The 26,532-nt window shown below is 70.8% G+C and carries 29 protein-coding genes; 9 read left to right on the forward strand and 20 right to left on the reverse strand.

Annotated elements, in window-relative coordinates:
• Nucleotides 1-6 precede the first annotated feature (6 nt).
• The 5 genes from ACYVIP_RS23285 to ACYVIP_RS23305 all read right to left on the reverse strand — a co-directional run bounded on the left by ACYVIP_RS23285 (nt 7) and on the right by ACYVIP_RS23305 (nt 6,410).
• Nucleotides 7-1,689 carry a ribonuclease J gene (locus ACYVIP_RS23285; RefSeq protein WP_460399754.1) on the reverse strand — a complete coding sequence of 561 codons (1,683 nt, stop codon included), beginning with the start codon at nt 1,687-1,689 and terminating at the stop codon, nt 7-9.
• Nucleotides 1,686-2,699 carry a 4-hydroxy-tetrahydrodipicolinate synthase gene (gene dapA, locus ACYVIP_RS23290; protein WP_460399757.1) on the reverse strand — a complete coding sequence of 338 codons (1,014 nt, stop codon included), beginning with the start codon at nt 2,697-2,699 and terminating at the stop codon, nt 1,686-1,688. The genes ACYVIP_RS23285 and dapA overlap by 4 nt, the downstream gene beginning before the upstream one ends.
• Nucleotides 2,700-2,733: 34 nt before the next feature.
• Complete coding sequence (locus tag ACYVIP_RS23295) at nt 2,734-4,227, reverse strand: serine/threonine-protein kinase (protein WP_460399759.1); 1,494 nt, start codon at nt 4,225-4,227, stop codon at nt 2,734-2,736.
• Between the two features lie 74 nt (nt 4,228-4,301).
• Entirely contained in the window at nt 4,302-4,928 is a 627-nt protein-coding gene (locus ACYVIP_RS23300) for a TIGR03085 family metal-binding protein (RefSeq protein ID WP_460399761.1), read from the reverse strand.
• A gap of 27 nt (nt 4,929-4,955) precedes the next feature.
• A complete protein-coding gene (locus ACYVIP_RS23305) occupies nt 4,956-6,410 on the reverse strand; it encodes a serine/threonine-protein kinase (RefSeq protein WP_460399763.1) in 1,455 nt (484 codons plus the stop codon).
• A gap of 33 nt (nt 6,411-6,443) precedes the next feature.
• On the opposite strand from ACYVIP_RS23305, the gene ACYVIP_RS23310 reads away from it, so the two are divergent.
• The gene (locus tag ACYVIP_RS23310) at nt 6,444-7,460 is read left to right on the forward strand and encodes a DNA polymerase IV (RefSeq protein ID WP_460399765.1); all 1,017 of its coding nucleotides are present in this window, start codon (nt 6,444-6,446) and stop codon (nt 7,458-7,460) included.
• A 62-nt stretch (nt 7,461-7,522) separates the two neighbouring features.
• On the opposite strand, the gene ACYVIP_RS23315 is transcribed toward ACYVIP_RS23310, so the two are convergent.
• The gene (locus ACYVIP_RS23315) at nt 7,523-7,918 is read right to left on the reverse strand and encodes an ACT domain-containing protein (RefSeq protein WP_460399767.1); all 396 of its coding nucleotides are present in this window, start codon (nt 7,916-7,918) and stop codon (nt 7,523-7,525) included.
• Nucleotides 7,919-7,922: 4 nt separating this feature from the next.
• Nucleotides 7,923-8,675: an FAD-dependent thymidylate synthase gene (gene thyX, locus ACYVIP_RS23320; RefSeq protein ID WP_460399769.1), complete on the reverse strand. Its 753-nt coding sequence runs from the start codon at nt 8,673-8,675 to the stop codon at nt 7,923-7,925.
• A gap of 88 nt (nt 8,676-8,763) precedes the next feature.
• Between thyX and ACYVIP_RS23325 the strand changes: the two genes are divergently transcribed.
• Nucleotides 8,764-9,309: a toxin-antitoxin system HicB family antitoxin gene (locus tag ACYVIP_RS23325; protein ID WP_460399771.1), complete on the forward strand. Its 546-nt coding sequence runs from the start codon at nt 8,764-8,766 to the stop codon at nt 9,307-9,309.
• Between the two features lie 8 nt (nt 9,310-9,317).
• Complete coding sequence (locus ACYVIP_RS23330) at nt 9,318-10,229, forward strand: DUF4097 family beta strand repeat-containing protein (RefSeq protein ID WP_460399773.1); 912 nt, start codon at nt 9,318-9,320, stop codon at nt 10,227-10,229.
• 199 nt (nt 10,230-10,428) lie between these two features.
• Here ACYVIP_RS23330 and ACYVIP_RS23335 read toward each other — a convergent pair whose 3' ends face one another.
• Complete coding sequence (locus ACYVIP_RS23335) at nt 10,429-11,661, reverse strand: winged helix-turn-helix domain-containing protein (RefSeq protein ID WP_460399775.1); 1,233 nt, start codon at nt 11,659-11,661, stop codon at nt 10,429-10,431.
• A gap of 90 nt (nt 11,662-11,751) precedes the next feature.
• Complete coding sequence (locus ACYVIP_RS23340; protein WP_460399777.1) at nt 11,752-12,567, reverse strand: protein kinase family protein; 816 nt, start codon at nt 12,565-12,567, stop codon at nt 11,752-11,754.
• 46 nt (nt 12,568-12,613) lie between these two features.
• On the opposite strand from ACYVIP_RS23340, the gene ACYVIP_RS23345 reads away from it, so the two are divergent.
• On the forward strand, nt 12,614-13,171 hold the full coding sequence (locus ACYVIP_RS23345) for a GNAT family N-acetyltransferase (protein WP_460399779.1): 558 nt from the start codon (nt 12,614-12,616) through the stop codon (nt 13,169-13,171).
• 66 nt (nt 13,172-13,237) lie between these two features.
• Nucleotides 13,238-13,768, forward strand: a complete 531-nt coding sequence (locus ACYVIP_RS23350) for a hypothetical protein (RefSeq protein WP_460399781.1) — start codon at nt 13,238-13,240, stop codon at nt 13,766-13,768.
• A 72-nt stretch (nt 13,769-13,840) separates the two neighbouring features.
• Here ACYVIP_RS23350 and ACYVIP_RS23355 read toward each other — a convergent pair whose 3' ends face one another.
• Genes ACYVIP_RS23355 through ACYVIP_RS23365 form a run of 3 tightly spaced genes read right to left on the reverse strand, consistent with a single transcriptional unit; the run spans nt 13,841 to nt 15,772 of the window.
• Nucleotides 13,841-14,650, reverse strand: a complete 810-nt coding sequence (locus tag ACYVIP_RS23355) for a MauE/DoxX family redox-associated membrane protein (RefSeq protein ID WP_460399783.1) — start codon at nt 14,648-14,650, stop codon at nt 13,841-13,843.
• A 58-nt stretch (nt 14,651-14,708) separates the two neighbouring features.
• Nucleotides 14,709-15,317: a cell wall protein gene (locus tag ACYVIP_RS23360; RefSeq protein ID WP_460399785.1), complete on the reverse strand. Its 609-nt coding sequence runs from the start codon at nt 15,315-15,317 to the stop codon at nt 14,709-14,711.
• 2 nt (nt 15,318-15,319) lie between these two features.
• Nucleotides 15,320-15,772, reverse strand: coding sequence for a hypothetical protein (locus ACYVIP_RS23365; RefSeq protein WP_460399787.1), 453 nt, complete (start codon nt 15,770-15,772; stop codon nt 15,320-15,322).
• Between the two features lie 386 nt (nt 15,773-16,158).
• Here ACYVIP_RS23365 and ACYVIP_RS23370 point away from each other — a divergent pair, with 386 nt between their 5' ends.
• Genes ACYVIP_RS23370 through ACYVIP_RS23380 form a run of 3 tightly spaced genes read left to right on the forward strand, consistent with a single transcriptional unit; the run spans nt 16,159 to nt 18,725 of the window.
• Nucleotides 16,159-16,455 carry a hypothetical protein gene (locus tag ACYVIP_RS23370; protein ID WP_460399789.1) on the forward strand — a complete coding sequence of 99 codons (297 nt, stop codon included), beginning with the start codon at nt 16,159-16,161 and terminating at the stop codon, nt 16,453-16,455.
• Between the two features lie 43 nt (nt 16,456-16,498).
• Nucleotides 16,499-18,145, forward strand: coding sequence for an alpha/beta hydrolase (locus tag ACYVIP_RS23375; protein ID WP_460399791.1), 1,647 nt, complete (start codon nt 16,499-16,501; stop codon nt 18,143-18,145).
• Nucleotides 18,146-18,164: 19 nt separating this feature from the next.
• Complete coding sequence (locus ACYVIP_RS23380) at nt 18,165-18,725, forward strand: LppA family lipoprotein (protein ID WP_460399793.1); 561 nt, start codon at nt 18,165-18,167, stop codon at nt 18,723-18,725.
• Between the two features lie 23 nt (nt 18,726-18,748).
• On the opposite strand, the gene ACYVIP_RS23385 is transcribed toward ACYVIP_RS23380, so the two are convergent.
• The gene (locus tag ACYVIP_RS23385; RefSeq protein ID WP_460399795.1) at nt 18,749-18,985 is read right to left on the reverse strand and encodes a DUF397 domain-containing protein; all 237 of its coding nucleotides are present in this window, start codon (nt 18,983-18,985) and stop codon (nt 18,749-18,751) included.
• Entirely contained in the window at nt 18,982-19,848 is an 867-nt protein-coding gene (locus ACYVIP_RS23390; protein WP_460399797.1) for a helix-turn-helix domain-containing protein, read from the reverse strand. The genes ACYVIP_RS23385 and ACYVIP_RS23390 overlap by 4 nt, the downstream gene beginning before the upstream one ends.
• Nucleotides 19,849-20,025: 177 nt before the next feature.
• On the opposite strand from ACYVIP_RS23390, the gene ACYVIP_RS23395 reads away from it, so the two are divergent.
• Entirely contained in the window at nt 20,026-20,388 is a 363-nt protein-coding gene (locus ACYVIP_RS23395; RefSeq protein ID WP_460399799.1) for a hypothetical protein, read from the forward strand.
• On the opposite strand, the gene dapB is transcribed toward ACYVIP_RS23395, so the two are convergent.
• From dapB to ACYVIP_RS23425, 6 genes are all read right to left on the reverse strand, one after another.
• On the reverse strand, nt 20,385-21,137 hold the full coding sequence (dapB, locus tag ACYVIP_RS23400; RefSeq protein WP_460399801.1) for a 4-hydroxy-tetrahydrodipicolinate reductase: 753 nt from the start codon (nt 21,135-21,137) through the stop codon (nt 20,385-20,387). The two genes, ACYVIP_RS23395 and dapB, sit on opposite strands and share 4 nt — an antisense overlap.
• A 2-nt stretch (nt 21,138-21,139) precedes the next feature.
• Nucleotides 21,140-22,459, reverse strand: coding sequence for a M16 family metallopeptidase (locus ACYVIP_RS23405; protein WP_460399805.1), 1,320 nt, complete (start codon nt 22,457-22,459; stop codon nt 21,140-21,142).
• Nucleotides 22,460-22,483: 24 nt separating this feature from the next.
• A complete protein-coding gene (locus ACYVIP_RS23410) occupies nt 22,484-24,757 on the reverse strand; it encodes a polyribonucleotide nucleotidyltransferase (RefSeq protein WP_460399807.1) in 2,274 nt (757 codons plus the stop codon).
• Nucleotides 24,758-24,996: 239 nt separating this feature from the next.
• On the reverse strand, nt 24,997-25,266 hold the full coding sequence (rpsO, locus tag ACYVIP_RS23415) for a 30S ribosomal protein S15 (protein WP_331085335.1): 270 nt from the start codon (nt 25,264-25,266) through the stop codon (nt 24,997-24,999).
• A 111-nt stretch (nt 25,267-25,377) separates the two neighbouring features.
• The gene (gene thpR / locus ACYVIP_RS23420; protein WP_460399809.1) at nt 25,378-25,953 is read right to left on the reverse strand and encodes an RNA 2',3'-cyclic phosphodiesterase; all 576 of its coding nucleotides are present in this window, start codon (nt 25,951-25,953) and stop codon (nt 25,378-25,380) included.
• A 19-nt stretch (nt 25,954-25,972) separates the two neighbouring features.
• A complete protein-coding gene (locus ACYVIP_RS23425) occupies nt 25,973-26,452 on the reverse strand; it encodes an XRE family transcriptional regulator (RefSeq protein ID WP_460399811.1) in 480 nt (159 codons plus the stop codon).
• Between the last annotated feature and the right edge of the window lie 80 nt (nt 26,453-26,532).

Below are 26,532 nucleotides of genomic sequence, written 5' to 3' on the forward strand. Positions count from 1 at the left end.
ATCGGGCTAGACCGGGATGACGGTCGGCACGATCATCGGGCGTCGGCGGTAGGTGTCGGCGACCCAGCGGCCGACCACCCGGCGCACCGACTGCGCGATCCGGTGGGTGTCGGTGATGCCCTCGCTCTCGGTGTGCGACAGCTCCATCTCCACCAGCGCCAAGGCCTGGTCGAGCGCCTTGGGGTCGTCGGAGAACCCGCGCCCGGAGATCGTCGGCGGGCCAAGCGCCCGGCCGGTCGTGGAGTCGACCGCGACGGTGATCGCGATGAAGCCGCCCTCGCCGAGGATCAACCGGTCCGACAGGGTCGACTCGCCGACGTCGCCGACCGACAGGCCGTCGACATAGACATGGCCGACCTCGACCCGGCCGCTGATCCGCGCCCGGCCGTCGATCAGGTCCACCATCACGCCGTCCTCGGCCAGCACGACGTTCTCCGCCGGCACCCCGGTGGCCACCGCCAGCGCCGCGTTCGCCCGCAGGTGACGCCACTCGCCGTGCACCGGCATCACGTTCGACGGCCGCACCGCGTTGTACAGGAACAACAACTCCCCCGCCGACGCGTGCCCGGACACGTGCACCCGCGCGTTGCCCTGGTGCACCACCGACGCCCCGAGCCGCACCAGCCCGTTGACCACGCCGAACACCGCGGTCTCGTTGCCGGGGATCAGCGAGCTGGCGAGCACGACGGTGTCGCCGGGACGGATGCCGATCTGGCGGTGCTCGCCGCGCGCCATCCGCGACAGCGCCGAGAGCGGCTCGCCCTGCGAGCCGGTCGACACGAACAGCACCTGCCCCTCGGGCAGCGCCATCGCCTCGTCCAGGTCGACGACCAGGCCGTCGGGCACCCGCAGCAGGCCCAGATCGGTGGCGATGCCCATGTTGCGCACCATCGACCGCCCGACCAGCGCGACCCGGCGCCCGTGCGCCTGGGCCACGTCGAGCACCTGCTGCACCCGGTGCACGTGGCTGGCGAAGCAGGCGACGATCACCCGCTGGTCGGCGCGGGTGATCACGCTGTCCAGCACCGGGCCGATCTCCCGCTCGGACATCACGAAGCCGGGCACCTCGGCGTTGGTGGAGTCGACCAGGAACAGGTCGACCCCCTCGTCGCCGAGGCGGGAGAAGCCCGCGATGTCGGTCAGCCTGCCGTCCAGCGGCAGCTGGTCCAGCTTGATGTCGCCGGTGTGCAGCACCAGCCCGGCCGGCGTGCGGATGGCGACCGCCAGCGCGTCCGGGATCGAGTGGTTGACCGCGAAGAACTCACAGTCGAAGTCGCCGTAGACCGCCCGGCCGCCCTCGACCACCTCGACCAGTTTGGGCGTCAGCCGGTGCTCGCGGCACTTCGCGGCCACCAGCGCGAGGGTGAAGCGGGAGCCGACGACCGGCAGGTCGGGTCGTTGGCGCAGCAGGAAGGGCACCGCGCCGATGTGATCCTCGTGCCCATGGGTCAGCACGATCGCGTCGATGTCGTCCAGCCGGGGCTCGATGGCCCGGAAGTCCGGCAGGATCAGGTCCACGCCCGGCTGCTGGTCCTCGGGGAACAGCACCCCGCAGTCGACGATCAGTAACCGTCCGCCGTACTCGAACACGGTCATGTTGCGGCCGATCTCGCCGATCCCGCCGAGCGCCACGATCCGCAGGCCACCCTCGACCAACGGGCCTGGCTGCGCCAACTGTCCGGCCGTCACTGATGCACCTGCCCGGCGCTGGTGTGGGTGGTGGTGGCGACGTAGGCGGCCGCGGCATCGGCCCGCGCCACCCGCGCGGCGTCCACGTTGGACGGCGGCACCTCGGTCAGCGGCACGCCCGCGTCGGCCAGGTCGCTGGCGATCAGCGCGTTCTGCTCGTCGGTCGTCGGGGGTAGCGGCAGTCTGGGTTCGCCGACGTCGTACCCGCGGGCGCGCAGCGCGGCCTTCGCGAACAGCACCCCGCCGACCCTGCCCTGGGCCCGCAGCACCGGCAGCAGGCCACGGTGCACGGTGCGCGCGGTGCTCACGTCACCGTTCTCGTAGGTCTCCAGCATGCGCCGCAGTCTGCCGGCCACCACGTGCCCGATGACGCTGACGAACCCGACCCCGCCGATCGACAGCCACGGCAGGTTCAGCGCGTCGTCGCCGGAGTAGTAGGCCAGGTCGGTGCTCGCGATGACCTCGCTGCCGGCGAACAGGTCGCCCTTGGCGTCCTTCACGCCCCGGATCCGCGGATGCTCGGCCAGCCTGCGCAGGGTGTCGACCTCGATCGGGATGACCGAGCGCGGCGGGATGTCGTAGAGCATGTTCGGCAGCTCGGTGGCGTCGGCGACCGCGGTGAAGTGCGCGAGTAGCCCAGCCTGCGGGGGCCGCGAGTAGTACGGGGTGACCACCAGCAGCCCGTGCGCGCCCGCCTGCTCGGCCTCGCGGGCCAGCTGCACGGAGTGCTCGGTGTTGTAGGTGCCGACCGCGGCCACGATCGTGGCCCGGTCGCCAACCGCGTCGGTCACCGCGCGCACCAGGTCGGCCTTCTCGCCGTCGCTGGTGGTCGGCGACTCACCGGTGGTCCCGTTGACCACCAGGCCGTCGTTGCCCAGGTCAACCAGGTGATTGGCGATTCGCCCGGCCGCGTCCAGATCGAGCTTGCCGTCGGGATCGAAGGGGCTGACCATCGCGGTGAGCACCTGGCCGAACGGCCTACCCGGTTTCGCGGTCGGACACATGTTCATGGCCCTAGACGCTACCCCGGAAGCCAATTGCTTATCACTTCGACGCGATGTAGTCCTCGGTCAGCTGTTTGTCCTGCGCGTCGCGCAGCACACAGTAGGTCGACCGGTATTCCTCCCCCCATGCCTTTCTCGACGGCACGACCGCCTGATAGCGCAGTTTCTGCTTGTCGGCGTCGGACCCGACCACCCACTCGGAGTCGAACACCATCGTGCAGTACCGCTCGGTGTAGCGGGCGAGGACGTCCACACCGGGGTAGCTCGGGTCGGGGTAGTCGTCGGACTCGTCGGGCACGCTCATCGACCAGCCCTGTTGGTAGACCTGCAGGTCGTGCGGCTCGGTGCACTCGACGTTGCCCGAGATCCGCCGCCCCTGCTCGATCCGGCCGTTCAGGCAGCCGCCCTCCGGGGATTCGTTCCAGGTGAACTCCGGCAGCGTCGCGTCGTCATCGCCGTAGGTGACGGTCGCGTCCATCGCCGCCGGCCGCTCGGTCTCCGCCGGGCCGCCGAAGGCCCGGTCGGTCAGGAACCCGGCGGCGAACATGGCCACCGCCAGCCCGGCCGCCATGCCGATGAGCGGCCCCCGGCGCGGGCCCCGGACCGGGCCGGCGAGGTGTCTGGTCGACCCGGCGGGCGCGGCGTGGAGCTGGGTGGCCTGGCCGGTGATCCCCCCTGGCGGGGTGAAGGTGGCCTGGGCGAGCAGGCCGCGGACCTGCTCGACCGACAGCCGCGCCTCGGGCACGGTGTTCAGCAGCCCCATGATCACCGACGCCAGCGGCCCCTGCGACCGGGTCAGGTACGGCACCTCGCTGACGATCGCGTGCATGGTCGCCGCGGTGGACGAGCGCTCGAACGGCGAATGCCCCTCGACCGCGAAGAACAGCACCGCGCCCAGCGCCCACAGGTCCGAGGCGGCCTTGGCCTCCGCGCCCTTGATCCGCTCCGGCGGCATGAAGCTCGGCGAGCCGATCAGCACGCCGCTGGTGGTCAGCTTGGGGTCGTCGGTGGACTGCGCGATGCCGAAGTCGGTCAGCTTCACCCGCCCGTTGGCCAACACCATGATGTTCGACGGCTTGACATCGCGGTGCACGATGCCCGCCGCGTGCGCGGCCTCCAGCGCGGACAACAGCTGCTCGGCCAACCGGGCCACCGCGTCCTGGGACAGCGGCCCCTGCCGGGACACCACGTCGGTCAGCGTGGCGGCCTCGAGCAACTCCATCACGATGAACGTGTTGCCGGCCTCCTGCACCACGTCGTACACCGTGACCACGGCCGGGTCGTTGAGCCTGCCGGCCGCCCGCGCCTCGCGCAGCACCCGCTCCTCGAGCACCTGCCGCTCCGCCGGCGGGACCCCGGCTGGCAGGTGCACCTCCTTGACCGCCACCCGCCGGCCGATCATCCGGTCCTCGGCCAGCCAGACGACCCCCATGCCGCCGCGGCCGATCTCCTGGAGCAGCGCGTAACGGCCGGCGACCAGTCGTTGGCCGACCGGCTGCTCCTGCCGCACGGTGTTCTCGAGCTCTTCGGTCACCTCGACCTCCTCCTGCCCATGTGTCTCCGACCAGGCAGCAGGATCTCAGGTTCCAGTCAATCGTGGACGGGCGGTCACAGACTCCGGTTGAGCTCACGCAGCGTGGCGAGCGCGGCCTGCTCGCCGTCGAAGGTCAGCCGCACCTGGTCACGGCCGAACGCCCACAGCAGCAGCTCCCCCGGCTCGCCGCTGACGACCACGGTGTTCGGGCCGCGCCGCGCGACCGCCTCGACGCCGTCCGGCCGGCGCAGCACCACCCCGACCGGGCTGCGCCGCAGCGTCATCTTCCCCGCCCTGGCGACCCCGGCCCAGGTGGCGGCGTCGCGGGCGCGGTCGGCGGGGCGGGGCTCCCAGTCCGGCTGCGCGCGCCGGACGTCCTCGTGGTGCACGTACAGCTCGACGGAGTTGACCAGCTTGTCCAGCAGCGGGATCCGGGTCGGCGACAGCGCCGGTGGTCCGGTGCGCACCAGCGTGACGAGCTCGGCCCACGGCCGGCGGGCGATGCCGTCCTGGATCCGCTTGGTGCGCCCGGCCAGCGCCGAGAACAGGATGCCGGGCGCCGCGTCCAGCCTGCGCTCCCGGAGCACGAGGTGGGCCGCGAGGTCGCGGGTGCGCCAGCCGGTGCACAGGGTCGGCTCGTCCGGGCCGAGCGTGGTGAACAGATCGCAGAGCGCGGCACGCTCATCGGTGGAAACCGCCATGTACCGAGCCTAGCCATGGCCAGGCGGTCACTCCTGCTGGAGGAGCTGGGTCTGCTCGAGCTGGCCGCCGTTCTGGCTGGTGAGCACGCACTTGATCGCCCGGTCGCCGCCGTCGGTGGAGTCGTCGTTGGCCGCGTCGTCCCACGACTTGCTGGACGGCAGCAGCGTCGAGTAGCGCAGCTCCACCGCCTTGTCCCGGTTGGCCACCAGGTCGCTGGCGAACACCATCGCGCAGGTCGCCTCGGCGTAGCGGGTCAGCACGTCCTCGCCGAGGTAGTCGAGGTCGCTGGTGTCGAACACGTCCACCTCCACCACCTCGAACTCGTGCGGCTCGGCGCAGTCGGTCCGGCTGCTGGACGGGAAGCGCTTGCCGGCCGCCAGCTCCGCGGCCGAGCACTCCTCGTCGTCGATCGCGAACTCCTCGATCTGGCCACCGCGGCCGTAGGTCATGGTCGGGCCCTTGGCCGGGTCGACCGCCTCGGCGTTGATCGCCTGCGCGGTGAACCAGCCGCCGGCCAGCCCGGCGAGCAACATGCCGACCAGCCCGACGAGCACCCACTTGCGGCCGCCCCGCGCCGGCGGGTGGCCGAGCAGGGCCGGCGCGGCGTAGGTGACGCCCGGTCCCATCGCCCTGGTGCCCGCGGGCGGGGTCGCGTTCGCGTGCGCGAGCAGGCCGCGGACCTGGTCGACGGACAGCCGCGCCTCGGGCACGGTGTTCAGCAAGCCCATGATCACCGACGCCAGCGGCCCCTGCGAGCGGGTCAGGTAGGGCACCTCGTTGAGGATGGCGTGCATGGTCGCCGCGGTGGACGACCGCTCGAACGGCGAGTGCCCCTCGACCGCGAAGTAGAGCACCGCGGCCAGCGCCCACAAGTCCGAGCCGGGGTCGGCCTCGCCGCCGCGGATCCGCTCGGGCGCGATGTAGCTCGGCGAGCCGACGAGCACGCCGCTGGTGGTCAGCCGAGGGTCGTCGGTGGACTGCGCGATGCCGAAGTCGGTCAGCTTCACCCGCCCGTTGGCCGACACCATGATGTTGGAGGGTTTGACGTCCCGGTGCACGATGCCCGCGGCGTGCGCGGCCTCCAGCGCGGACATCAGCTGCTCGGCCAGCCGGGCGACCGCGTCCTGGGGCAGCGGCCCCTGCTGGGCGACGATCGCGGACAGGGTCGGCGCCTTGATCAGCTCCATCACGATGAACGTGTTGCCGGCCTCCTGCAGCACGTCGTACACGGTGACCACGGCCGGGTCGTTGAGCCTGCCGGCCGCCCGCGCCTCGCGCAGCACCCGCTCCTCCAGGACCAGCCGCTCCTCGGGCGGCACCCCGGCGGGCAGGTGCAGCTCCTTGATGGCGACCTGCCGGCCGATCATCCGGTCCTCGGCGAGCCAGACGATGCCCATGCCGCCGCGGCCGATCTCCTGGAGTACCGCGTACCGACCGGCGATCACGCGCTGGTACGTCACCTGTTCGGGCTGCTGGGTCACCCGCAGGATGCTACTGCGCGCGACACTGGCGGGATGGCGGCGTGGATTCTGCACGTGGATCTCGACCAGTTCATCGCGGCGGTCGAGGTGCTGCGGCGACCGGAGCTGCGGGACCGGCCGGTGGTCGTCGGCGGCACCGGCGACCCGACCCAGCGGGCGGTCGTGGCCACCGCCTCCTACCAGGCGCGGGAGTTCGGCGTGCACTCCGGCATGCCGTTGCGGCTGGCCGCGCGCAAGTGCCCGGCGGCGGTCTTCCTGCCGCACGACCCGCCCGCCTACGACGCCGCCTCGGCCGAGGTGATGGCCACGCTGCGGGAGTTCGACGCGGTGGTCGAGGTGCTCGGCTGGGACGAGGCGTTCCTCGGCGTGCGCACCGAGGACCCGGAGGCGGTCGCGGGCGACATCCAGCGGGCCGTGCTCGACCGGACCCGGCTGCACTGCTCGGTCGGCGTCGGCGACAACAAGCTGCGCGCCAAGCTCGCCACCGGGTTCGCCAAGCCGGCCGGAATCTACCGGCTGACCAGGGAAAACTGGGCCGAGGTGATGGGTGAGCTGCCGACAAGAGCGCTGTGGGGCATCGGCGCGAAGACCGCGGCCAAGCTGGCCGGGCTCGGCTTCCACACGGTCCGCGAGCTGGCGGTGGCCGACCCCGAGGTGCTCGCCGCGCGGCTCGGGCCGGCCATGGGCCCCTGGTACCGGACGCTGGCGCTGGGCGCGGGCGGCACCGAGGTCTCGGCCACCCCGTACGTCCCGCGCTCCCGCAGCCGGGAGACCACCTTCCAGCAGGACCTGACCACGCCCGCCGAGATCAGCGCGGCGGTCGTCGACCTCGCCCGGCGGGTGGCGCTGGACGTGGCGGCCGAGGGCAGGCCGGCGGCGCGGGTGGCGGTGAAGGTGCGGTTCGCGCCGTTCTTCACCCACACCCGCAGCAGCACCCTGCCGGCCCCGACCAGCGACGCCGACGAGCTGACCAGGGCCGCCCTCGCCGTGCTCGCCCTGTTCACCGACGACCGCCCGGTCCGCCTCCTCGGCGTCCGAGCCGAGTTCTAGTACACCCAGGCCAACTGCCCTGAATGCCCCATTCGGGACGTTGAACGTCGCCAATGCCTCATTCAGGGCATGGGGACTTCGTGGCCGGCGGCGCGTAGGGCGGCGAGGGCGCGGTCCAGGTCGGCGGCTTTCACCAGTACGTGGTCGGTGTCGTAGGTGGACACCGCGAACAGGCTGACCCCGGCCGCGGCCAGCTCGCCGGCCAACGCGGCCATGATCCCGGTCAGCGCGAAGTCCAGCGGCCCGCGCACCGACAGCAGGCGCCAGCCGTCCTCCCTGGCCTCGGCCTCGGGAGTCAGGCTGGTCGGGCAGACCACGGTCACCCCGTCCTGGGCGCTGACCACCGACACCACGGTCGCGCCGCCGGCGGTGAACAGGCCGGCCGGCGGTGTCGTGCCCGCCGGCAGCCGCGACACCGTGTAGTCGCCGTCGCCGACCTCGATGACCAGCCGCTTCACCAGCTCAGCCCTCGGTGACGAACGGGCTGGACGCGACCTCGGTGCCGTCGGGCAGCGCGGAGATGACGAAGTCGTCGAACACGTTCGCGGCGGCCTTCTGCAGCTCGCGCAGGCACTCGACGGCCAGCTCGCGGATCTCGACGTCGGCGTGCTCGCTGGCGCGCATGGCGACGAAGTGCCGCCACGCCCGGTAGTTGCCGGTGACCACGATGCGGGTCTCGGTGGCGTTGGGCAGCACGGCGCGCGCGGCCTGACGGGCCTGCTTGCGGCGCAGCGTGGCGTTCGGCACGTCGGCGAAGCGCTGTTCGAGCCCGGCGAGCAGCTCGGTGTAGGCGGCGACGCTGGCCTCGGTGGCGGCGAGGAACCTGGCGTGCAGCTCCGGGTCGCCCGCGATGGCCGCCGGCTCCACCATGGCGGCGTCCCGCTCGGGGACGTAGCGCTGGGAGAGCTGGGAGTAGGAGAAGTGCCGGTGGCGGATCAGCTCGTGGGTCAGCGAGCGGGAGATGCCGGTGATGTAGAAGCTCACCGAGCCGTGTTCGAGCACCGACAGGTGCCCGACCTCGAGGATGTGCCGCAGGTACCCGGCGTTGGTCGCGGTCGCCGGGTTCGGCTTCTTCCATGACTGGTAGCAGGCCCGACCGGCGAACTCGGCGAGCGCCTCGCCGCCGTCCGCGTCGGTCGACCATGGCACGTCGGCCGGTGGGAAGAACTCCGTCTTGGCGATCAACTGCACCTTGGGCGACACGGTCTCCGTCATGGTTCGCAGCCTAAACCGGATCCCGGTGACAGCACCGTAATGTCACCCGTTCCTTGACTGATGTCACCTATGACGTCATAGTGGCATCATGGATCTCACACCGTACGTCGCCTCATTGCGGGAGGACCTGACCACGGCTGCCTCCGCCGGCGACGAGAACACCCGGCGCGCGGCCGCGGTGCTGGCCGCCGCGCTGGAACCCGCCGCCCGCCTGGCCATCATGAACGCGCTGTCCGACCTGGCCGCTGAGGTCACCGCCTCGCTCGACGACCACGTCATCGACGTGCGGCTCGACGGCCGGGACGTGCAGGTCGTGGTCACCGGCACCCGGTCGAACCGGGAGCGCCCGCGCGAGCAGGAGCAGGCGCCGCCCCCGCCCAACGACGGCGACATGAGCGGCGACATGAGCCGGATGACGCTGCGGCTGTTCGAGCAGCTCAAGAGCAAGGCCGAGCAGGCAGCGGCCTCCCAGGGCGTCTCGCTGAACACCTTCGTCCAGCAGGCGGTCCAGGGCGCGCTGCACGGCAAGGGCAAGAACCGGGGCCGCGAGTGGGGCGCGCGCTGGGGTGAGTGGCCGAACGAGGGCCGGGGCGACGACTCGTCGTCGCGGGTGCACGGCTGGTACGAGGGCTGAGGAAACCGATGACTGACACGCAGGACACCGAGGGCTCAGAAGAGCTGGTCCGCCAGCAGAGTTTCGAGGTCGACGGTCCGGTCGAGCTCGATCTCGCCACCGGGCCGGGCCGCATCGAGGTACGGCTGGTCGACAGCCCGGGGGTGCACGTCGAGGTGCGGCACGAGCCGCACGGGGGCACGCCGTTCGCCCAGGGGGTGTCGAACCTGATGAACTGGATCGGCTACCAGTTCGGCAACCTCGACCCGGCCGAGGGCAGCCTGCCGGCCGAGGCGGTGCGCCAGACGAGGGTCGACCTCAGCGGCGGCCGGCTGGTCGTGCGCGCGCCAAAGGACATGCACCTGCGCAACGTCGCGGTCGCGGTGTCGGTGCAGGCGCCGCTTGGCAGCCAGGTGGCGGCCAAGACCGGCTCCGGCGACCTCACGGTCACCGGTGCGGCCGGGCGGCTGGAGCTGAACACCGGCTCGGGGCGGATCAGCTCCGACCAGGCCGCCGCGCCGGCGAAGGTCGACACCGGCTCCGGCGTGGTGCGCCTTGGCGCGATGGCGGCCGGCGTGCGGGTCAAGACCGGCAGCGGCGACGTCGAGGTCTCGGCGGTCGGCGGCGCGAGCACGGTGATCACCGGCAGCGGCGACGTCTGGCTCGGCACGGTCGACGACGACGCGCTGGTGCGCACCGGCAGCGGGCACGTCACCATCGCCAACGCGGCGGCCGGCCAGCTCGAACTGCACACCGGTTCCGGCGCGATCCGGATCGGCGTGCGGGAGGGCAACCGGGCCGAGATCGACCTGTCGTCCGGCTCCGGCGAGGTCCGCAGCGACCTCCGACTGTCCACGACCCCACCCGAATCCGCGCCACCCCTCAAGATCCGCGGCCGCTCCGGCTCCGGCGCGGCCCTGGTCACCACCGCCATCGACTGACGCCCACGCGCGGTGCGGACCGCGGCGCCCACATGCGATGAAGGCGTCTCATGCAGTGAAGGGCTCCTTCGCTGCGCCAGCCGCAGCGAAGGAGCCCTTCGCTGCATTACTTCAGTGCGGTCACCGACTGGCCGAGGGGGGCCAACCGGGGGGATGGCGGGCCGGGCGGCGAGGTGTCGCCCGGCCCGCCGCCATTTGCTCAGCGGAGTACCGCGCGCAGGGCGCGGGCCAGTGAGCCGCGGTTCTCGGCCACCACCCCGTCCAGCTCCAGCCAGTCCGCCATCACCGCGAGTTCGGCGGCCAGTTCGGCGGCCACTCTCGGCGCGGAGGTCGTCGCCGCGGCGGACGGCTCGGCGAAGGCGCCGCGCACCCGCAGCACCCCCGCTGCCCGGTCGGCCTTCAGGTCCACCCGCGCCACCAGCTCCCCGTCCAGCAGGAACGGGAACACGTAGTACCCGTACACCCGCTTGGGCTCCGGCACGTAGATCTCGATCCGGTAGTGGAACCCGAAGATCCGCTCGGTGCGCGCCCGTTCCCAGATCAGCGGGTCGAACGGGGCCAGCAGCGCCCGCCCGGACACCCGCCGGGGCGCCCGCGCGTCCACGTGGCGGTAGGCCGGGCTCGGCCACCCGGCCACCTCGACCGGCACCAGCTCCCCCGCCTCGACCAGCTCGGCGACCGCGGTCCGGCTGCGCTCCGGCGGCTTGATCCGGTAGTAGTCGCGCAGGTCGGGCTCGGTGGCGATGCCGTGGGCGATCGCCGCGCGCCTGGTCAGCTCGCGGAACGCCTCCTCGTCGGACACCTGGGTGGCCAGCACCGATGGCGGCAGCACCCGCTCGGGTAAGTCGTAGAGCCGCTGGAAGCCCCGGCGCGCACCGGTGGTCAGCTCGCCGACGGCGAACAGGTACTCACACGCGTGCTTGACCGACGATCGGTTCCACCAGCCGCCGCCCGCGCGCCTGCCGGCGAGGCCCAGCTCCTGCTCCAGCGGGCCGGCGCCGATCGGGCCGAGGTCCTTCACCGCCGCGAGCACGTCGTCCAGCAGCCCGGGCGAGCCGGCCAGCAGGTCGGCGTAGCGCTGCCCGAGCCGCCGCTCGAAGTCGCGCATCCGCCAGCGGAACAGCGGCCAGTCCGCCACCGGCAGCAGGCTCGCCTCGTGCGCCCAGTACTCGACCAACATCCTCGGCCGGCGCGTCGAATGAACCCACGCGGCGTCGTCGACCAGCGCCGCCGGATACGGCCCCAGCCTGCTGAACAGCGGCATGTAGTGCGCCCGCACCGCCACGTTCACCGAGTCGAGCTGGATCAACCGGACCCGCTCCAGCACTCGGCTCAGGTGCCGCCTGGTCACCTCGCCACCTGGGCGAGCGTCGGCGAATCCCTGCGCCGCCAGGGCGATCCGCCGCGCTACCTCGGGCCCGATCATCGACATTCCTCCGAACAAGGTGGCCGGTCAGGTGCGCCGCCGCACCCCGGTGCACGTCACGATCGCACGAACCACCGACAAAACTGACGGCGGTTACTACCCGGCCAGCAGAACCCAACCCAGCACGACCACCGCCACCACCACGACCAGCACGAACACCACGACCATCGCCCGGCTGACCACCGCCCGGCTGACCGGCGTCGGCGGCGCCGGCTCGGGCGCACTCGGCTCCCCCGGAGACCAGGTGCCCCGGCCCGGCTCGTCGTCGTCGGCCGTGGCGGGCGGGGCCTGCGCCGTGCTCGGGCGCCGGGGCGCGGCGGCGACGGTCAGTTGGCTCAGGTCCGCGCGCAGAGCGGCCGCGTCGGGGTAACCGCGGCGCAGGATCGCCAGGAACTCCGCCGACACCGGCGTGTCGCCGAGCAGCGTGGACAGGGTCGCGGTCAGCGCCCGCACGTCGCCTGCCGGTGTCGCCGCGGCGCGGACCGACGCCAGGCCGAAGCCGGCGAGCCCGACCACGCCGTCCGGCCTGACCAGCAGCTCGCTCGCCTCGATACCGCCGTGGGCCAGGCCGAGGTCGTGCGCGGCGACCAGCACGTCGGCGATCCGCTGCCCGAGCTCGGCCACCTCGTCCGGCGGCAGCGGCGAGTCGAGCGAGTCGGTACCCGGCTCCATGACCACATACGGCCGCGCGTCCGCCAGCACCCCGGCGTCGAGCACCGCCACTACGAACGGATGGGCCGACAGCGCCCGGGCGGCCCGGGTGTCCTCGGCGAACCGCTCGCGGTCGACGACCGGCCGGTCGTCGACCTGGATCGCCACCGCACGGTCGTCGGCCAGCCGCCGGGCGCGGTGGACCACCCCGGTCCCGCGCCGGCCGATCACCTCGTGGACCTCGTAGCCGGGGACGTGCACGGCGGAAGCGTACGGCCGCCGAACGGGCTCGGGTAGGTTGCCGGCCATGGCCGAAGCCACCGTGCGCCCCGCCGAACCCACCGACGCCGAGGAGATCGCCAGGATCCAGCTGGAGACCTGGCGGGCGGCCTACACCGACCTGCTGCCCGCCTCGGTGCTGGACGCCCTCGATCCCGCCGAGGCGGCGCTGACCTGGCGACAGACCATCGAGCACGGGCCCGCGCGGGTGTTCGTCGCGGTCGAGGGCGCGTACGTGGTGGGGTTCTGCGCGGCCGGCCCGGCGCCCGAGGAGGAGACCGCCGACGCGGCCGGCACGCCGGCCAAGGACGCGCCGACCGTCGCGCTGGTCAGCACCATGCTGGTGGAACCCCGCTGGGGCCGCCGGGGACACGGCGGGCGACTGCTCGCCTCGGCCGGTCAGGCGATGCTGGACACCGGGTCGACCAGGGGGATCGCCTGGGTGCCGGAGGCGGACAAGGCGTCGGTCGGGTTCCTGGAACGCGCGTCCTGGGTGCGCGACGGCACCGTCCGTACGTTGGACGCCGATGGCCGACCGCTGCGAGAAATTCGGTTGACTGGAACTCTCCGTATCGAACTGACCTGACTTTTGACACGTATAGGTTGTAGATACTCTGTCGGCTGATCCTCGACATCGCTAGGGGTAACACTGGTGGTTGCATGGCTGTGCATCACCCTCGGTATCGCCTTTGGGTCAGCCCTCTTACCGCTGGTCAGCGTCGAGATATTCCTGGTCGGCCTCGCACTTCAGGAACCGCATATTCCCTGGCTCGCGCTCGGCGCGGTGGTGGCCGTCGGCCAGGTCGGCGGCAAGCTCGTGTACTACTACGCCGCCCGCGGCCAGCTGCAGTTACCGGCGTGGATGCATCGCCTGCAACAGCGCAGGCGCGAGCGGCTCCGGCCGATCACCGCGCGGCGAATTCGATGGCAGCTGCGCACCAAGGTCATCCGCGGCTGGGTGGACCGGTTACGGGAGAAATGCCACCGGCATCCGCGGTGGATGGTCGGTACCTACGGTCTCAGCTCGGTCCTCGGGGCACCGCCCTACATGGCCACCACGGTGCTCGCGGGCATGGTGCGAATGAGCCTGTCCATGTTCCTGTCCGCCGGCCTGATCGGCCGATTCGTCCGCTTCAGCGCCATCGCCGCCTCCCCCGCCATGTTCGCCAGCTGGCTGCTCTAATCCCTCCGTCCAATGCGATGAAGGCGTCCTTCAACGCGACCAAGGACGCCTTCATCGCAGTTCGTGGCGCGCTTACACCAGCGCGTCGTCGGTTTCCGGGACCAGCGCCACTCTGATGTCGGCCGGGCGATGGGCGGTCAGTGGGACGGCGAAGACCGCGGTCGCCTTGGCGCCGTCCTGGTCGGCGCTGTAGGTGAGGATGCGCCAGTCGCCCTCCTCCCAGGAGTCGAGCAGGTCCGAGCGCAGGTTCTCCACCACCGAGCGGTAGGCGTCGCTGTGCTGGAGCTGCTGGATGCTCGACGCCAGCGGAATCGTCCTGGGCACCCGCGCCAACGGGTGGCTCAGCCGCACCCGCCACCGGCGCAACGGCAGCAGCCAGCGGTGATCCAGCTCCGGGGACAGCGCGACCACCGCCGCCGCCTCCACGACCACCACCGCGAGCCACGCCAGCGGCGAGTCGGCCAGCGCGACCGGCCACCACGCGACGCCCCACGCGGCGAGCACCCCCGCGGCCACCAGCACCCCGGCCCTGGCGAACGCCCGCCCGCGCACCGGCGTCTGCTTGTCGCCCAGACAGCCACAGCCCGCGTCCGGCGCCTTGAGCTTCGCGAACGTCAGGTACCCGACCATGCCGACCGACAGCGCGACCGCGAGCCAGGCCTCGACCACCAGCACCGGCGGCAGTACCAACAACGAGCCGAGCCCCAGCTCGACCACACCGACCGCCCGGTAGGCGGGTACGGCGTACCGCTCACCGACCAGCCGCCGCAACGCCGACCGGCGGGCCGCCGCCGGCGCCTGGCGGCCGAACTTCACCGTGCTCGCCCAGATCAGCACGCCGCCAAGGACGAACTGCTGCCCGCTCGCCAACCACTCGATCACGCTGTCCTCCGATCACGCCGGGTCCCGGGCCGCCCGGCGGGCGGCCCGGGAGGAGAAGTCAGGCCGCCGCGTACACGGTGGCCAGGTCGACCTCGTTGGTGTCCGGGCGCCAGGCGCCGATCACCTGCGCGTGCTTGCCCACCTGCAGCATCGACAGGTCGCTCACCGCGGGCGTGCTGTTGTAGACCGCCGCGGTGGTGCCCGCGACCACGTGCCCGACGATGCGGTCGCCGTGGTGGTCAAGGTGCATCATGTTCCGGCCGATCGACGTGATGTGGACCTGCAGGTTGACGATGTTCAACCAGACGGCGTCGGCCGCGAGCGTGCCGTCGGGCATGCGCACGCCGCGCGCGTAGAGCCCGTCGCCGACCTTGGCCGCGTCCGAGGTGGTCGGGCGCAGCTTCCACACGCTGGTCGCCGAGGTCAGGTGGATCCGGTGCATGCTGCGGTCGGCGCTGGTGACCAGCAGTACGCCCTGCCGGATGCTCAGCACCCGGCCGTCGACGAAGTTCGGGTCGGGTGCGCCCGCCTCGACGTCGAGCTTGGCCCGCTGGTCGGCCGCCGCCTCTGGCGCGAACGACCCGATCGTGCTCGCGCCGACGACCGTGGCGGCCGTCGTGCCGAGCACCGCGTTGCTGAGAAAACGCCTGCGTCCCAAGGAATCCATGATCAGCTCCGAATGGTGACCGGCATGATGCCGCTGGACAGGTTGCCGATCGCGCTGTACGCGGACGGGGTCAGGTCGAGCAGCCGGTCGGTCCCGCAGTTGCCAGAGCAGCAGGAGCGCTCCCCGCACCACAGGTCGGTCTGCGGGCCGCAGTCGGCGATGGTCACGGCGATCTCCGTCGAGCCGCACAGGTGCTTGACGTAGAAGGTGTGGCCGCAGGTCCGGCGCAGCAGGGTGTCCCCGCAGGTGTCGGGTCTGGTGATCGCGAAGCAGTTGTCGGAGGTGTTCGGCCAGGCGCAGTGCCGGCTGTCGGACCGGCAGTTGCCGCAGGCGCCGCCACCGGCCGAGCCACACGGGCCCCAGGCGGCACCGCAACAGAACCACGAGGTCTCGGCGGTGGTTGGCGCTCGGGGGTCGCCCTGAGCGGCGGGCGCGGAGTGAACCTGTTGTGCCATGGGTCATTCCCTTCAAGGAGTGCCCCGGCATCGCCGTCGATCCGCGTCGAATCGAGGGCATGACAGGTCGGGATGAGCACGCGCGCGGGAACGCGAACTCACCCTGACCCACGTCTGGCCCTCTACGCACGCGGTCCCGGTGACGATTGCAGGGTGGGACTTTCGCACGAACAGACGGGAGTTAGTTAGCTACTGACGGGTCCCGACGCTACTTGGTGGCATTCCAAGATCACACCAGCCACTCGGAGCAGCGTTGCATCGCAAACGGCCCAACTCGAGTCACGTTTTCCCAGTTGGCACGCCTGTCGTCAAATCACCCCTGCGGGGCAACACCACAGTGGCACAATGTGGGATTGCGATTACTGTGAGAGACGCTGGGGGCAGCGATGGCCGGCTATGAGGTCGAGATCGCCGAGATTCGGACAGCGGCGGATGGTGCACGATCGGCCGGCGAGCAAGCCAGCTCCGTTGAGGTGAACTCCGCGGTCGCCGCGGTGCCGACCGGGCTGCCCGGCTCCCGGTCCGGGCCGGCGATCACGAAATGGGCGGATCACTTCACCACCCGCAGATGCCGGAACTGGGGAACCTGGGCGACCGGGCACGCGGACCGCCTCACCACGACCGCCGACGAGTACGCCGCCAACGAGCAGGCGGCCACCGAGGCGTTCAAACCCGCGCATTAGGCGAAACCGGACCAAGTCCGACACATGCTGGGGGGTAACCGTGGTGTCCTTTGGGGATGTCCGGCGCTGGGCCGCCGAGCCGTTGCACGACGCGGAGCGGGCACTGGTCGACCGGAGCGATCTGCTCGTTGGCCTGGCTGACGAGTTGGACCAGGCCGGCAGGACCGGACACTGGGTCGGCGAGGCTCGACTGGCCGCCTACCGGGAACAGCGGATGATGGGTGAGGCCCTGGAGGACGCGGTGGCCCAACTGGCCGCGGTCCGCAGGGCGGTGGGTGAGGCCGCCGACGCGGTGGACGGACTCCGGTACGGCGTGGTGGAGGCGGTGGAACTGGCGACCATCCACAACTTCGACATCGACGACGCCGGCACGGTGCACGACCGAGGGCCTGCGCCGGGCGCCGACCAGAGGTCGGCGGAGGAGATCGCCCGCGACCGGCAGCGGATCGCGGATGAGCTGGCCGATCGGGTGACCCAGATCCTCCGCCGCGCCAAGGACATCGACGACGACCTGACCGGGGTCCTCGACGCCGCGCGCCGAGGTGAGATCGGCGCGGGCGACGCGACCACGCTGACCGCCGCCGCGACCGCCGGGGACCACCAGGGCGGACTGTCCACGGTGGAACCGCCACGAGGCGGTTCACCCGCGGACAATGCCGGCTGGTGGAGCACCCTGTCGGAAGCCGAGCGACGGCAACTCATCGGCGAACACCCGGACTGGCTTGGCAACCGTAACGGGCTGCCCGCCGAAGTACGGGACGCGGCCAACCGGGGTCTCATCGAACGCGAATACGCCACCCTTCAGCAGAAGGCCGCCGAACTGCGCGCGGAACTGGATGGCAACCTCTTCGGCGGCACGTTCAGCAACGCCGACGCCGGCCTGGAACAGGTCGAGGCCAAACTCGCCTCCCTCGACCGCATCCGAGAGGTCATCAGCCAGTCCGACCGCCAACTGCTGACCCTGGACCTGACCGGTGAACGCGCCGAGGCCGCCATCGCCGTCGGCGACGTGGACACCGCCGACCACGTCTCGGTCTTCACCCCCGGCCTCGCCACCACCGTCGACGGCGACCTCAAGACCTACGACCAGGACATGAAGCACCTGCAGGAACGAAGCGAGCGGCTGTTGCGTGCCGAAGGCCGTGGCGCGGAGACGGTAGCCACCGTGACCTGGATCGGATATCAGGCGCCGCAATGGGACGAGACATTTGGCAACAACTCGGTGTCCGGCGCCGATGCCGCGTTGCGAGGCGCGGACAAGCTCGCACCGTTCCTCAACGGCATCGACGCCAGCCGGCCGGACGACCCGCATCTGACCGCACTCGGTCACTCCTACGGCTCCGTCACCACCGGCTACGCCCTCCAGCAGGACACCGGCGTCGATGACGCGGTGTTCTTCGGCTCCCCCGGTATCGGCACCCGCGACGTCGGCAATCTCCAGATACCCGACGGGCACGCCTTCAACATCGAAGGCCGCTCCGACCCGGTCGCCGACATGGGCCAGTTCGGCCCCGACCCCAGCGGTATGGGCGGCATGAACCAACTCTCCGCCAGCGAAGAAGCGGGTCCCTACGGACCGATGACCGAATCCGCCTGGCACAGCTACTACCTTGACGACAACAGCACCAGTCAGTTCAACATGGCCGCCGTCCTCACCGGCCTACCTGACAACGCCATCCACGACCGGTAGGCGACCCGAAGGGACCACCGTGCCCAAACTGGCACTCGGCACACTCCTGCTGGCCTGCGTCATCACACTCACCGCCTGCGGAAACGAGGACAACGGCGTGACCCCAGAAGAACAGTTCACCCAGCTCATGCAACGACCGACCGAGGAGCAGGTAGCAGAGCAATACGACCAAATGCGACAGGAGATCGCTGACAAGCTCAGTACCGCTGTTGACCTCCCAGCGTGGACGCTAGACGAAACCACAGGCGGCGAGGCGTTGTGCGGCCATGAGTTCAACGATCTCGGAGTCGATGCCGGGACGAAATCCCTGCCGCTCCTGGTCGCCGCCGCACCAATTTCTGACGACCAATGGGATCAAGCCATCCAGATCGCCGAAGCCATTGCCCGCGACAATGGCTTCGGTCCACCTCAACGCATTGTCGACCGCGCCGGCCAACACACCGTGGACTTCAAAGACAAATGGGGCGGATTGCTTGGTATTGACTCAGGTGCCCACACTGTTTTGTCGGTGCGCACCGGGTGTCTCCTGACCGAAGAGGCACAGCAGCGCGGGACACCGACACCCCAGCCCGAGCACTGACGTTTGCACCCGCCGCAGGTTGGTCAGGTCAGGTCGTCGAACTCGCCGGCTTTGCAGCCCTTGATCCAGGCGGCCATCTCGGCGCGGGTGAACAGGACCGTGCCGGCGTCCGGGTGGTTGCTGTTGCGGACGGCGACCCGGCCATCAACCAGCGGAGCGGTTTCCACGCAATCGCCGCCGTTGTCGCCGCTGAAGCTGGACTTGCGCCACGACAAGGACTCCAGCTCGGTCGCGGTGTCCCAGTGATCATGCGTGCTCATTGGTACTCCCTTGCTACGCCCCGAATCATTGTCGCAGACTCCTCGGGTGCCATGGCCAACGCGCGAAGGTGCTCGAAAGCCACGGTGTGCGCCTCGATCTCGTGCGGCTCCTCCAGGTAGAACGCCCCGGTTCGGTGTTCCACATAGGCCACGCCGGGATCGGCGGTCCACGGGAAGCCAAGGAGCTTGAACGGACCGGTCATGCCGGGATGCGCGCCGAGATCGAACGGCAGCACCTGAATGGTGATCTTCGCTTCGCGAGCCATCGCATCGAGGTGGACCAACTGAGCGTGCATGACCTCCCGGCTGCCCACCACCCGGCGGAGCACGGCCTCGTCCAGCACCGCCCACAGCCGCAGCGGGTCGGGTTCCCGTTCCAGCACTTCCTGGCGGGACAGCCGGAACTGGACCGTGCGCTCGATCTCCTCCGCGGAACGCTCGGCCGTGCCCTGGCTCAGCACCGCGCTCATGTAGTCCTTGGTCTGCAACAGCCCGGGCACAAGCTGGCCTTCATAGGTCTGGATCTGCGACGCGCCCTGCTCAAGACCAACGAACAGGGAGAACCAACCGGGGAGGGTGATCGTGCTGTAGCTATCCCACCAGCCCTTCTTGCGGGCGTTGCGGGCCGCCTGGAGGTAGCGCGGCCAGCGGTCCTCTGGCACCTGGTACAGCGGCAGCAGGACCTCGTCGAGGTCACGCACCACGACCGGCCGCTCGGCGGTCTCGTAGTAGGACACCTTGCCCGCGGTACACCGCAGCGCCTTGGCCACCTCCTTCTGGTCAAGCCCGGCCGCCTTGCGCAGCCGCACCAACTCGAACGCGAGCCAACGTCGCCACACCGTGGGACTCGACGTCTCGGTCACCCTTCACCTCCACCGGTCACGCACCGACACCACAAACACCACCCGATCAGGGAGCTGCGGATTGTAGATCACAATTTTATCATCTACATCACTACTTCACGGAACTGATCGGTTACCAGGAGCGAGACGAGAATAGTCCCGCGCCGACCAGTGCCCGTTGACAGGTCGGGAGGGACCATGAACATCAGCACCGCGACCGAGCACCCCCTGGACGCGGTCGTGCCCGACCCGGCAGGCCTGCCGCCGCTGTGTGACGAGGCCTTGTTCGCCGAGAGTCTGGCGGGCATGGTCGCCGACGAGGCGCCGCGGTTGTTCGCGGTGGTGCAGGAGTACGGCGAGCGGGTCGACAGCCGGATCGCGGCGTGGGGCCTGGCCTTCGACGACCGCGTCGAGATCGTCGACGTCGACGACGGTAGCCGGCTGCGGCTGCGGACGTCCGACCGCGCGCTGCGCACCTACACCTGGGGCAGCCACATCCACGCCCGGCTGGTGTGGGTCGACCCGAACGCGGCCACCTGGACCGATGACGGGGTCGACTAGAACGTGAGCAGGTTCTCCAGCCCGACGGTCAGCCCGGGGCGGCCGAGGATCTCGCGCACGGCGAGCAACACGCCCGGCATGAACGACGCGCGGTCCAGCGAGTCGTGCCGGATCGTCAGGGTCTCGCCCTCGCCGCCGAACAGCAGCTCCTGGTGGGCCACCAGACCGGACAGCCGCACCGAGTGCACCCGCACGTCCGACACCAGCGCGCCACGCGCGCCGTCCTCGTCGTGCGTGGTGGCGTCCGGGGAGCGGTCGAGGCCGGCGTCCGCCCTGGCCGCCGCGATCAGCCGCGCGGTGTGGGCCGCGGTGCCCGACGGGGCGTCGGCCTTGCGGGGGTGGTGCAGCTCGATGATCTCGACCGACGGATAGAACCGCGCGGCCATCGCGGCGAACCGCATGGACAGCACGGCGCCGAGCGCGAAGTTGGGCGCGATCAGCACGCCGAGCGCCGGCTTGGGCGCGAGCCAGTCGGCGATGGTGGACAACCGGTCGGTGTCCAGGCCCGAGGTGCCGACGACACACCGGAGGTTCTGGTCGACGCAGAACTGGATGTTGTCCATGACCGCGTCCGGGTGGGTGAAGTCGACCACGACCTCGGCCCCGGCGTCGACCAGCGCCGACCGAGGGTCGCCGACGTCGACCGCGGCGACCACCGTGGTGTCGGCCGCGGCGTCGACCGCCCGGCAGACCTCGGCGCCCATCCGGCCCCGGGCGCCGAGCACGCCAACCCGGATCGGGTCGCGCATGGTCACCTCGTCACTTCCGCCGGCACGTCGTCCAGATGAGCGTAGGGGCCGACGACCGCGGTGGCCACGGGACGGGTCAGCAGCTGCCTTGCCAGCGTCGCCACCTCGGCGACGGTGACCGCCTCGATCCGCTCCAGCGTCTGCTCGATGGTCAGGTACTCGTGGTAGGCCAGCTCGCCCTTGCCGATCCGGGACATCCGTGAGCTGGTGTCCTCCAGGCCGAGCACCAGTCCCCCGCGCAGCTGGCCCTTGGCGCGCGTCACCTCGGCCTCGGCCAGGCCGTCGCGGGCGACGTCGCCGAGCACCTCGTGCACCACGCCGGCCACCGAGCCCAGCCGGTCGGGTTGGCAGCCCGCGTACACCGAGAGGTGACCGGTGTCGGCGTAGGAGGAGACCGACGAGTACACCTGGTAGGCCAGGCCCCGGCGCTCCCGGATCTCCTGGAACAGCCGTGAGCTCATGCCGCCGCCGAGCGCGGTGTTCAGCACGCCGAGCACCCAGCGGCGCGGGTCGTGCCGGTCGAGCGCGCGCATGCCGAGCATCAGGTGGGCCTGCTCGGTGTCGTCGGTGTGCAGCACCAGGCCCTTGGGCCGGGCGATCCGCGCGCGGCCGGTGCGCGGGGCGCCGGGCGGGCGGTCGCCGACCAGCCGGTCGCGCAGCAGCCGCCGGGCGTGCCGGAGCACCTCGGCGTGGGTGATGTTGCCGGCCGCGGCCAGCACCATCTTCGGCATCGCGTAGCGGCGCTGGTAGAAGCCGTGCAGCGCGGTGCGGCTCATCTCGGTGATCGACTGCTCGGTGCCCAGCACGGGGCGGCCGAGCGGATGGTCGGCCAGCAGCGCCTCGATGAACGTGTCGTGCAGCAGGTCCTCTGGATCGTCGTCGCGCATGGCGATCTCTTCCAGGACCACGCCGCGCTCGGTCTCCATGTCCTTGTCCGCCAACAGGGCGTCGAAGACCACATCGGACACCAGATCCATGGCCAGCGGCAGGTCGCTGTCGAGCACGTGCGCGTAGTAGCAGGTGTGCTCCTTGGCGGTGAACGCGTTGAGCTCACCGCCGACCGCGTCGATCTCCTCGGCGATCTGGGCCGCCGAGCGCCGGGCGGTTCCCTTGAACAGCAGGTGCTCCAGGTAGTGCGCGGCTCCCGCGACGTGCTGTTGCTCGTCGCGGGAGCCGACGCCCACCCAGATGCCGACCGAGGCCGAACGGACGCCGGGCACCTGCTCGGTGATCACCCGCAGACCACCGGGCAGGACCGTGCGCTTGACAACGCACCCGCTGTCGGTCCGTTCCAGGACCTGGGTGCTTCCGTTACGTGCCAACGAATCCCTGCTCTGAATTGAGTGCTATGCCTTGGCTGACTCGTCCGCCTTGGCCTCGGACTCCGCGTCTGCCTGACCATCGGCCGGCTGCTCGGCGTCGTCCGCGACCGGGACCAGGCTGATCTTGCCACGCTGGTCGATGTCGGCGATCTCCACCCGGAGCTTGTCGCCGACCTTGACCACGTCCTCGACCTTGCCGATGCGCTTTCCGTTGCCCAGCTTGGAAATGTGCACCAGGCCGTCCTTGCCGGGCAGCAGCGAGACGAACGCGCCGAACGCGGCCGTCTTCACCACGGTGCCGAGGAACCGCTCGCCGATCTTGGGCAGCTGCGGGTTGGCGATGGCGTTGATCTTGGAGATCGCGGCCTCCGCGGAGGGGCCGTCCGCCGCGCCGACGTAGATCGTGCCGTCGTCCTCGATGGAGATGTCGGCGCCGGTCTCCTCGGTGATCGAGTTGATCATCTTGCCCTTCGGCCCGATGACCTCGCCGATCTTGTCGACCGGGATCTTCACGCTGGTGACCCGCGGCGCGTAGGGGCTCATCTCGTCCGGCGCGGCGATGGCCTCGGCCATCACCTCGAGGATGGTCAGCCGGGCGTCGCGCGCCTGGGACAGCGCGGCGCCGAGCACCTCGGACGGGATGCCGTCGAGCTTGGTGTCCAGCTGCAGCGCGGTCACGAACTCGGTGGTGCCGGCGACCTTGAAGTCCATGTCGCCGAAGGCGTCCTCGGCGCCGAGGATGTCGGTCAGCGCGACGTAGCGGGTCTCACCGTCGACCTGGTCGGAGACCAGGCCCATGGCGATGCCCGACACCGGGGCCTTGAGCGGCACGCCCGCGTTGAGCAGCGACATGGTCGACGCGCAGACCGAGCCCATCGACGTCGAGCCGTTGGAGCTGAGCGCCTCGGAGACCTGGCGGATGGCGTAAGGGAACTCGTCGCGCTTGGGCAGCACCGGCATCAGTGCCCGCTCGGCCAGCGCGCCGTGGCCGATCTCGCGCCGCTTGGGCGAGCCGACACGGCCGGTCTCGCCGGTGGAGAACGGCGGGAAGTTGTAGTGGTGCAGGTAGCGCTTGTGCGTCTCGGGCGACAGCGAGTCGATCTGCTGCTCCATGCGCAGCATGTTCAGCGTGGTGACACCCAGGATCTGGGTCTCGCCGCGCTCGAACAGCGCCGAGCCGTGCGCCCTCGGGATCAGCGCGACCTCGGTGGCCAGCTGGCGGATGTCGGTCAGCCCACGGCCGTCGATGCGCACCTTGTCCCGCAGGATGCGCTGGCGGACCAGCTTCTTGTTCAGCGACCGGAACGCGGCGCCGACCTCCTTCTCGCGGCCGTCGAAGGCACCGCCATCGACCGCGCCGACCCTCTCCAGGGTCGCGGCCTTGAGCTCGTCGAGCCGGGACTCGCGCTCCTGCTTGCCGGCGATCGTCAGCGCCTGGGCCAGGTCACTGGACACCGCGGCCTCGACGGCCTCGTAGGCGTCTGGCTGGTAGGCCGGGAAGGTCGGGTAGTCCCGGGTGGCCTTCGCGGCGACCTCGGCCAGCCGCGACTGCGCCTCGCACAGCACGCGGATGAAGGGCTTGGCGGCCTCGAGACCCTGCGCGACGACCTCCTCGGTCGGCGCGGTGGCGCCGCCGGCGATCAGGTCGAGGATCTGCTCGGTGGCCTCGGCCTCGACCATCATGATCGCCACGTCGGCGGTGTCGCCGGAACCGACGACCCGGCCGGCGACGACCATGTCGAAGGCGGCCTTCTCCAGCTGCTCATGGGTCGGGAAGGCGACCCACTGCTCACCGATCAGGGCCACCCGCACGCCACCGACCGGGCCGGAGAACGGCAGGCCGGCGAGCTGGGTGGACGCGGACGCGGCGTTGATCGCCACCACGTCGTAGAGGTCCTGCGGGTTGAGGCTCTGCACGGTGATCACGACCTGGATCTCGTTGCGCAGGCCGTCCACGAAGGACGGGCGCAGCGGGCGGTCGATCAGCCGGCAGGTCAGGATCGCGTCGGTGGACGGGCGACCCTCGCGGCGGAAGAACGAGCCGGGGATCCGGCCGGCGGCGTACATCCGCTCCTCGACGTCCACGGTCAGCGGGAAGAAGTCGAAGTGCTCCTTCGGGTGCTTGGACGCGGTGGTCGCGGACAGCAGCATGGTCTCCTCGTCGAGGTAGGCCACGACGCTGCCGGCTGCCTGGCGAGCGAGGCGGCCGGTCTCGAACCGGATCGTCCGCTTGCCGAAGTTGCCGTTGTCGATAACGGCGGTGGTCTCGTGAACTCCAGCTTCGCTGAAGTCTGTCATCTGGTACTCCTCGTAATCACGGGCGCGCACACCCCATACGGGGCACAGGGCACGAGGATTGGCGATCTCACGAGGCCGGTCTTCGATCGAAGTCTCCGGGCGCGAGCGGTATTGCTCGTCTGGCCCGGGGACCACTACCGAGGACCGGCGAACTGATCCCCGTACGCGGCGCGCATTGCCCTTTGTTTCCTGTTATAGACATCGGGGGAGCGGTCAAGGACCGCTCCCCCGATGGGGCTCTATCGGCGCAGACCGAGTCGCTGAATGAGCGACCGATAGCGCTCGATGTCCACCTTGGTCAGGTAGTTGAGCAGCCGGCGGCGTCGGCCGACCAGCAGCAACAGACCCCGACGTGAGTGGTGGTCGTGCTTGTGCACCTTCAGGTGCTCGGTCAGGTCGCTGATGCGCTTGGTCAGCATCGCGACCTGGGCCTCCGGCGAGCCGGTGTCGGAGTCGTGGACGCCGTACTCGGCCAGGATGGTCTTCTTCTGCTCAGTGGACAGCGCCACTCGTGTTCTCCTCAGGTTTGAGATGTGCCGTGCGGTCCCGAGATCGGGAAAAGAGTGCCAGCCGCCACGGACCGCAGCCGGACCCAAACGCTGAGGGTAGCAGGTGGACTGTTAGCCCTGCTTACTGGCCAGCGGCACCCGGTCGAGCGGAGTGTAGACCGGAGGCCCGCCACTACCGTCTGTCGCCAGGTCGGACCGGAAGAGCACCACCTCGGTGACCGGCCACCAGGCGCCGGCGAAGTCCGACAGCGTGTGCACGGCGCGGATGGCCCGCTCGCTGCCCGACGCGCCCCGCCGCCACCTGGCGATCGTCACGTGCGCGGTGAAGGCGTACCGGTCGGCGTTGTTGTCCGCGTTGAGTGCCCCGGCCAGCGTGCGCAGGGCGATCAGGTCCCGGCTCTCCATCGGGTTCACCCCGACCCAGAGCACGCCGGGGAACCGGCCGGCGCCGCGCAGCCGCAGCCTGGTCGGCGGCAGGCCGGTGACCTGGCGGCGGAACCAGGCGCCGCGGCGTTCGAGGTGTTCGCGGTCGCCGTAGAAGCCGAGCGTGATGTGCCAGCGATCGGGGGTGGTCCAGGTCAGGCCGCTGTCGAGGTCGGGATCGGCCGCGCGCAGCGCGCGTACCCGGTCGGCCAGCTCGGTGTGGATGTCGGCGGGGAGTTCGAGTGCCGAGAAGAGCCTGACCATGGTCAGCCGAGCGCCGCGATCACTGTGGCTGCCCCGCCCGTCGCAGCAGGTCGGCCAGCTCGGGGAACTTGCCGTTGAGCAGGCTCGCGGCGGCCGTGAGGTCGCCGGCCTCGGCGACCCGGCGTAACGCCGCGACCGCGACCCGGTCGTTGCGCCCGATGTCCACGGGCAGGTTGTCCCTGGTCACCGAGGGGCGGGAGGCGCGCACCTCCTCGAGGGCGCGCATCATGGCCTCCTTCTTGCCGGCCGCGACGTCCGGCACGAGCACCTTGCGCTCGAGCATGATCAGCCGGGCGAGCACCGCCGGGTTGCCGATCTTGGCGCGGCGGCCGGACATGACCTGGCTGAGCATCGGCGCGCTGATCCCCAGCACGTCGGCCAGGTAGGCCTGCGAGATGTCGAAGGCGACGACCAAGCGGCGAACCCGGTCTCCGAGGGGTTCGCCGTACCACTCCCGCTGCAGTGCGAGATTGCGCTGGACGATCTTGTGGTCCTCCACCTTCGCCTCTCCCCGGTTCCCGCGACGCCGGCCATGCCCCACAGCCAGATCTCAGAGCATCTTGCCAGCCCGTGGTCGGA

The sequence above is a fragment of the Actinophytocola sediminis genome, assembly GCF_054779715.1.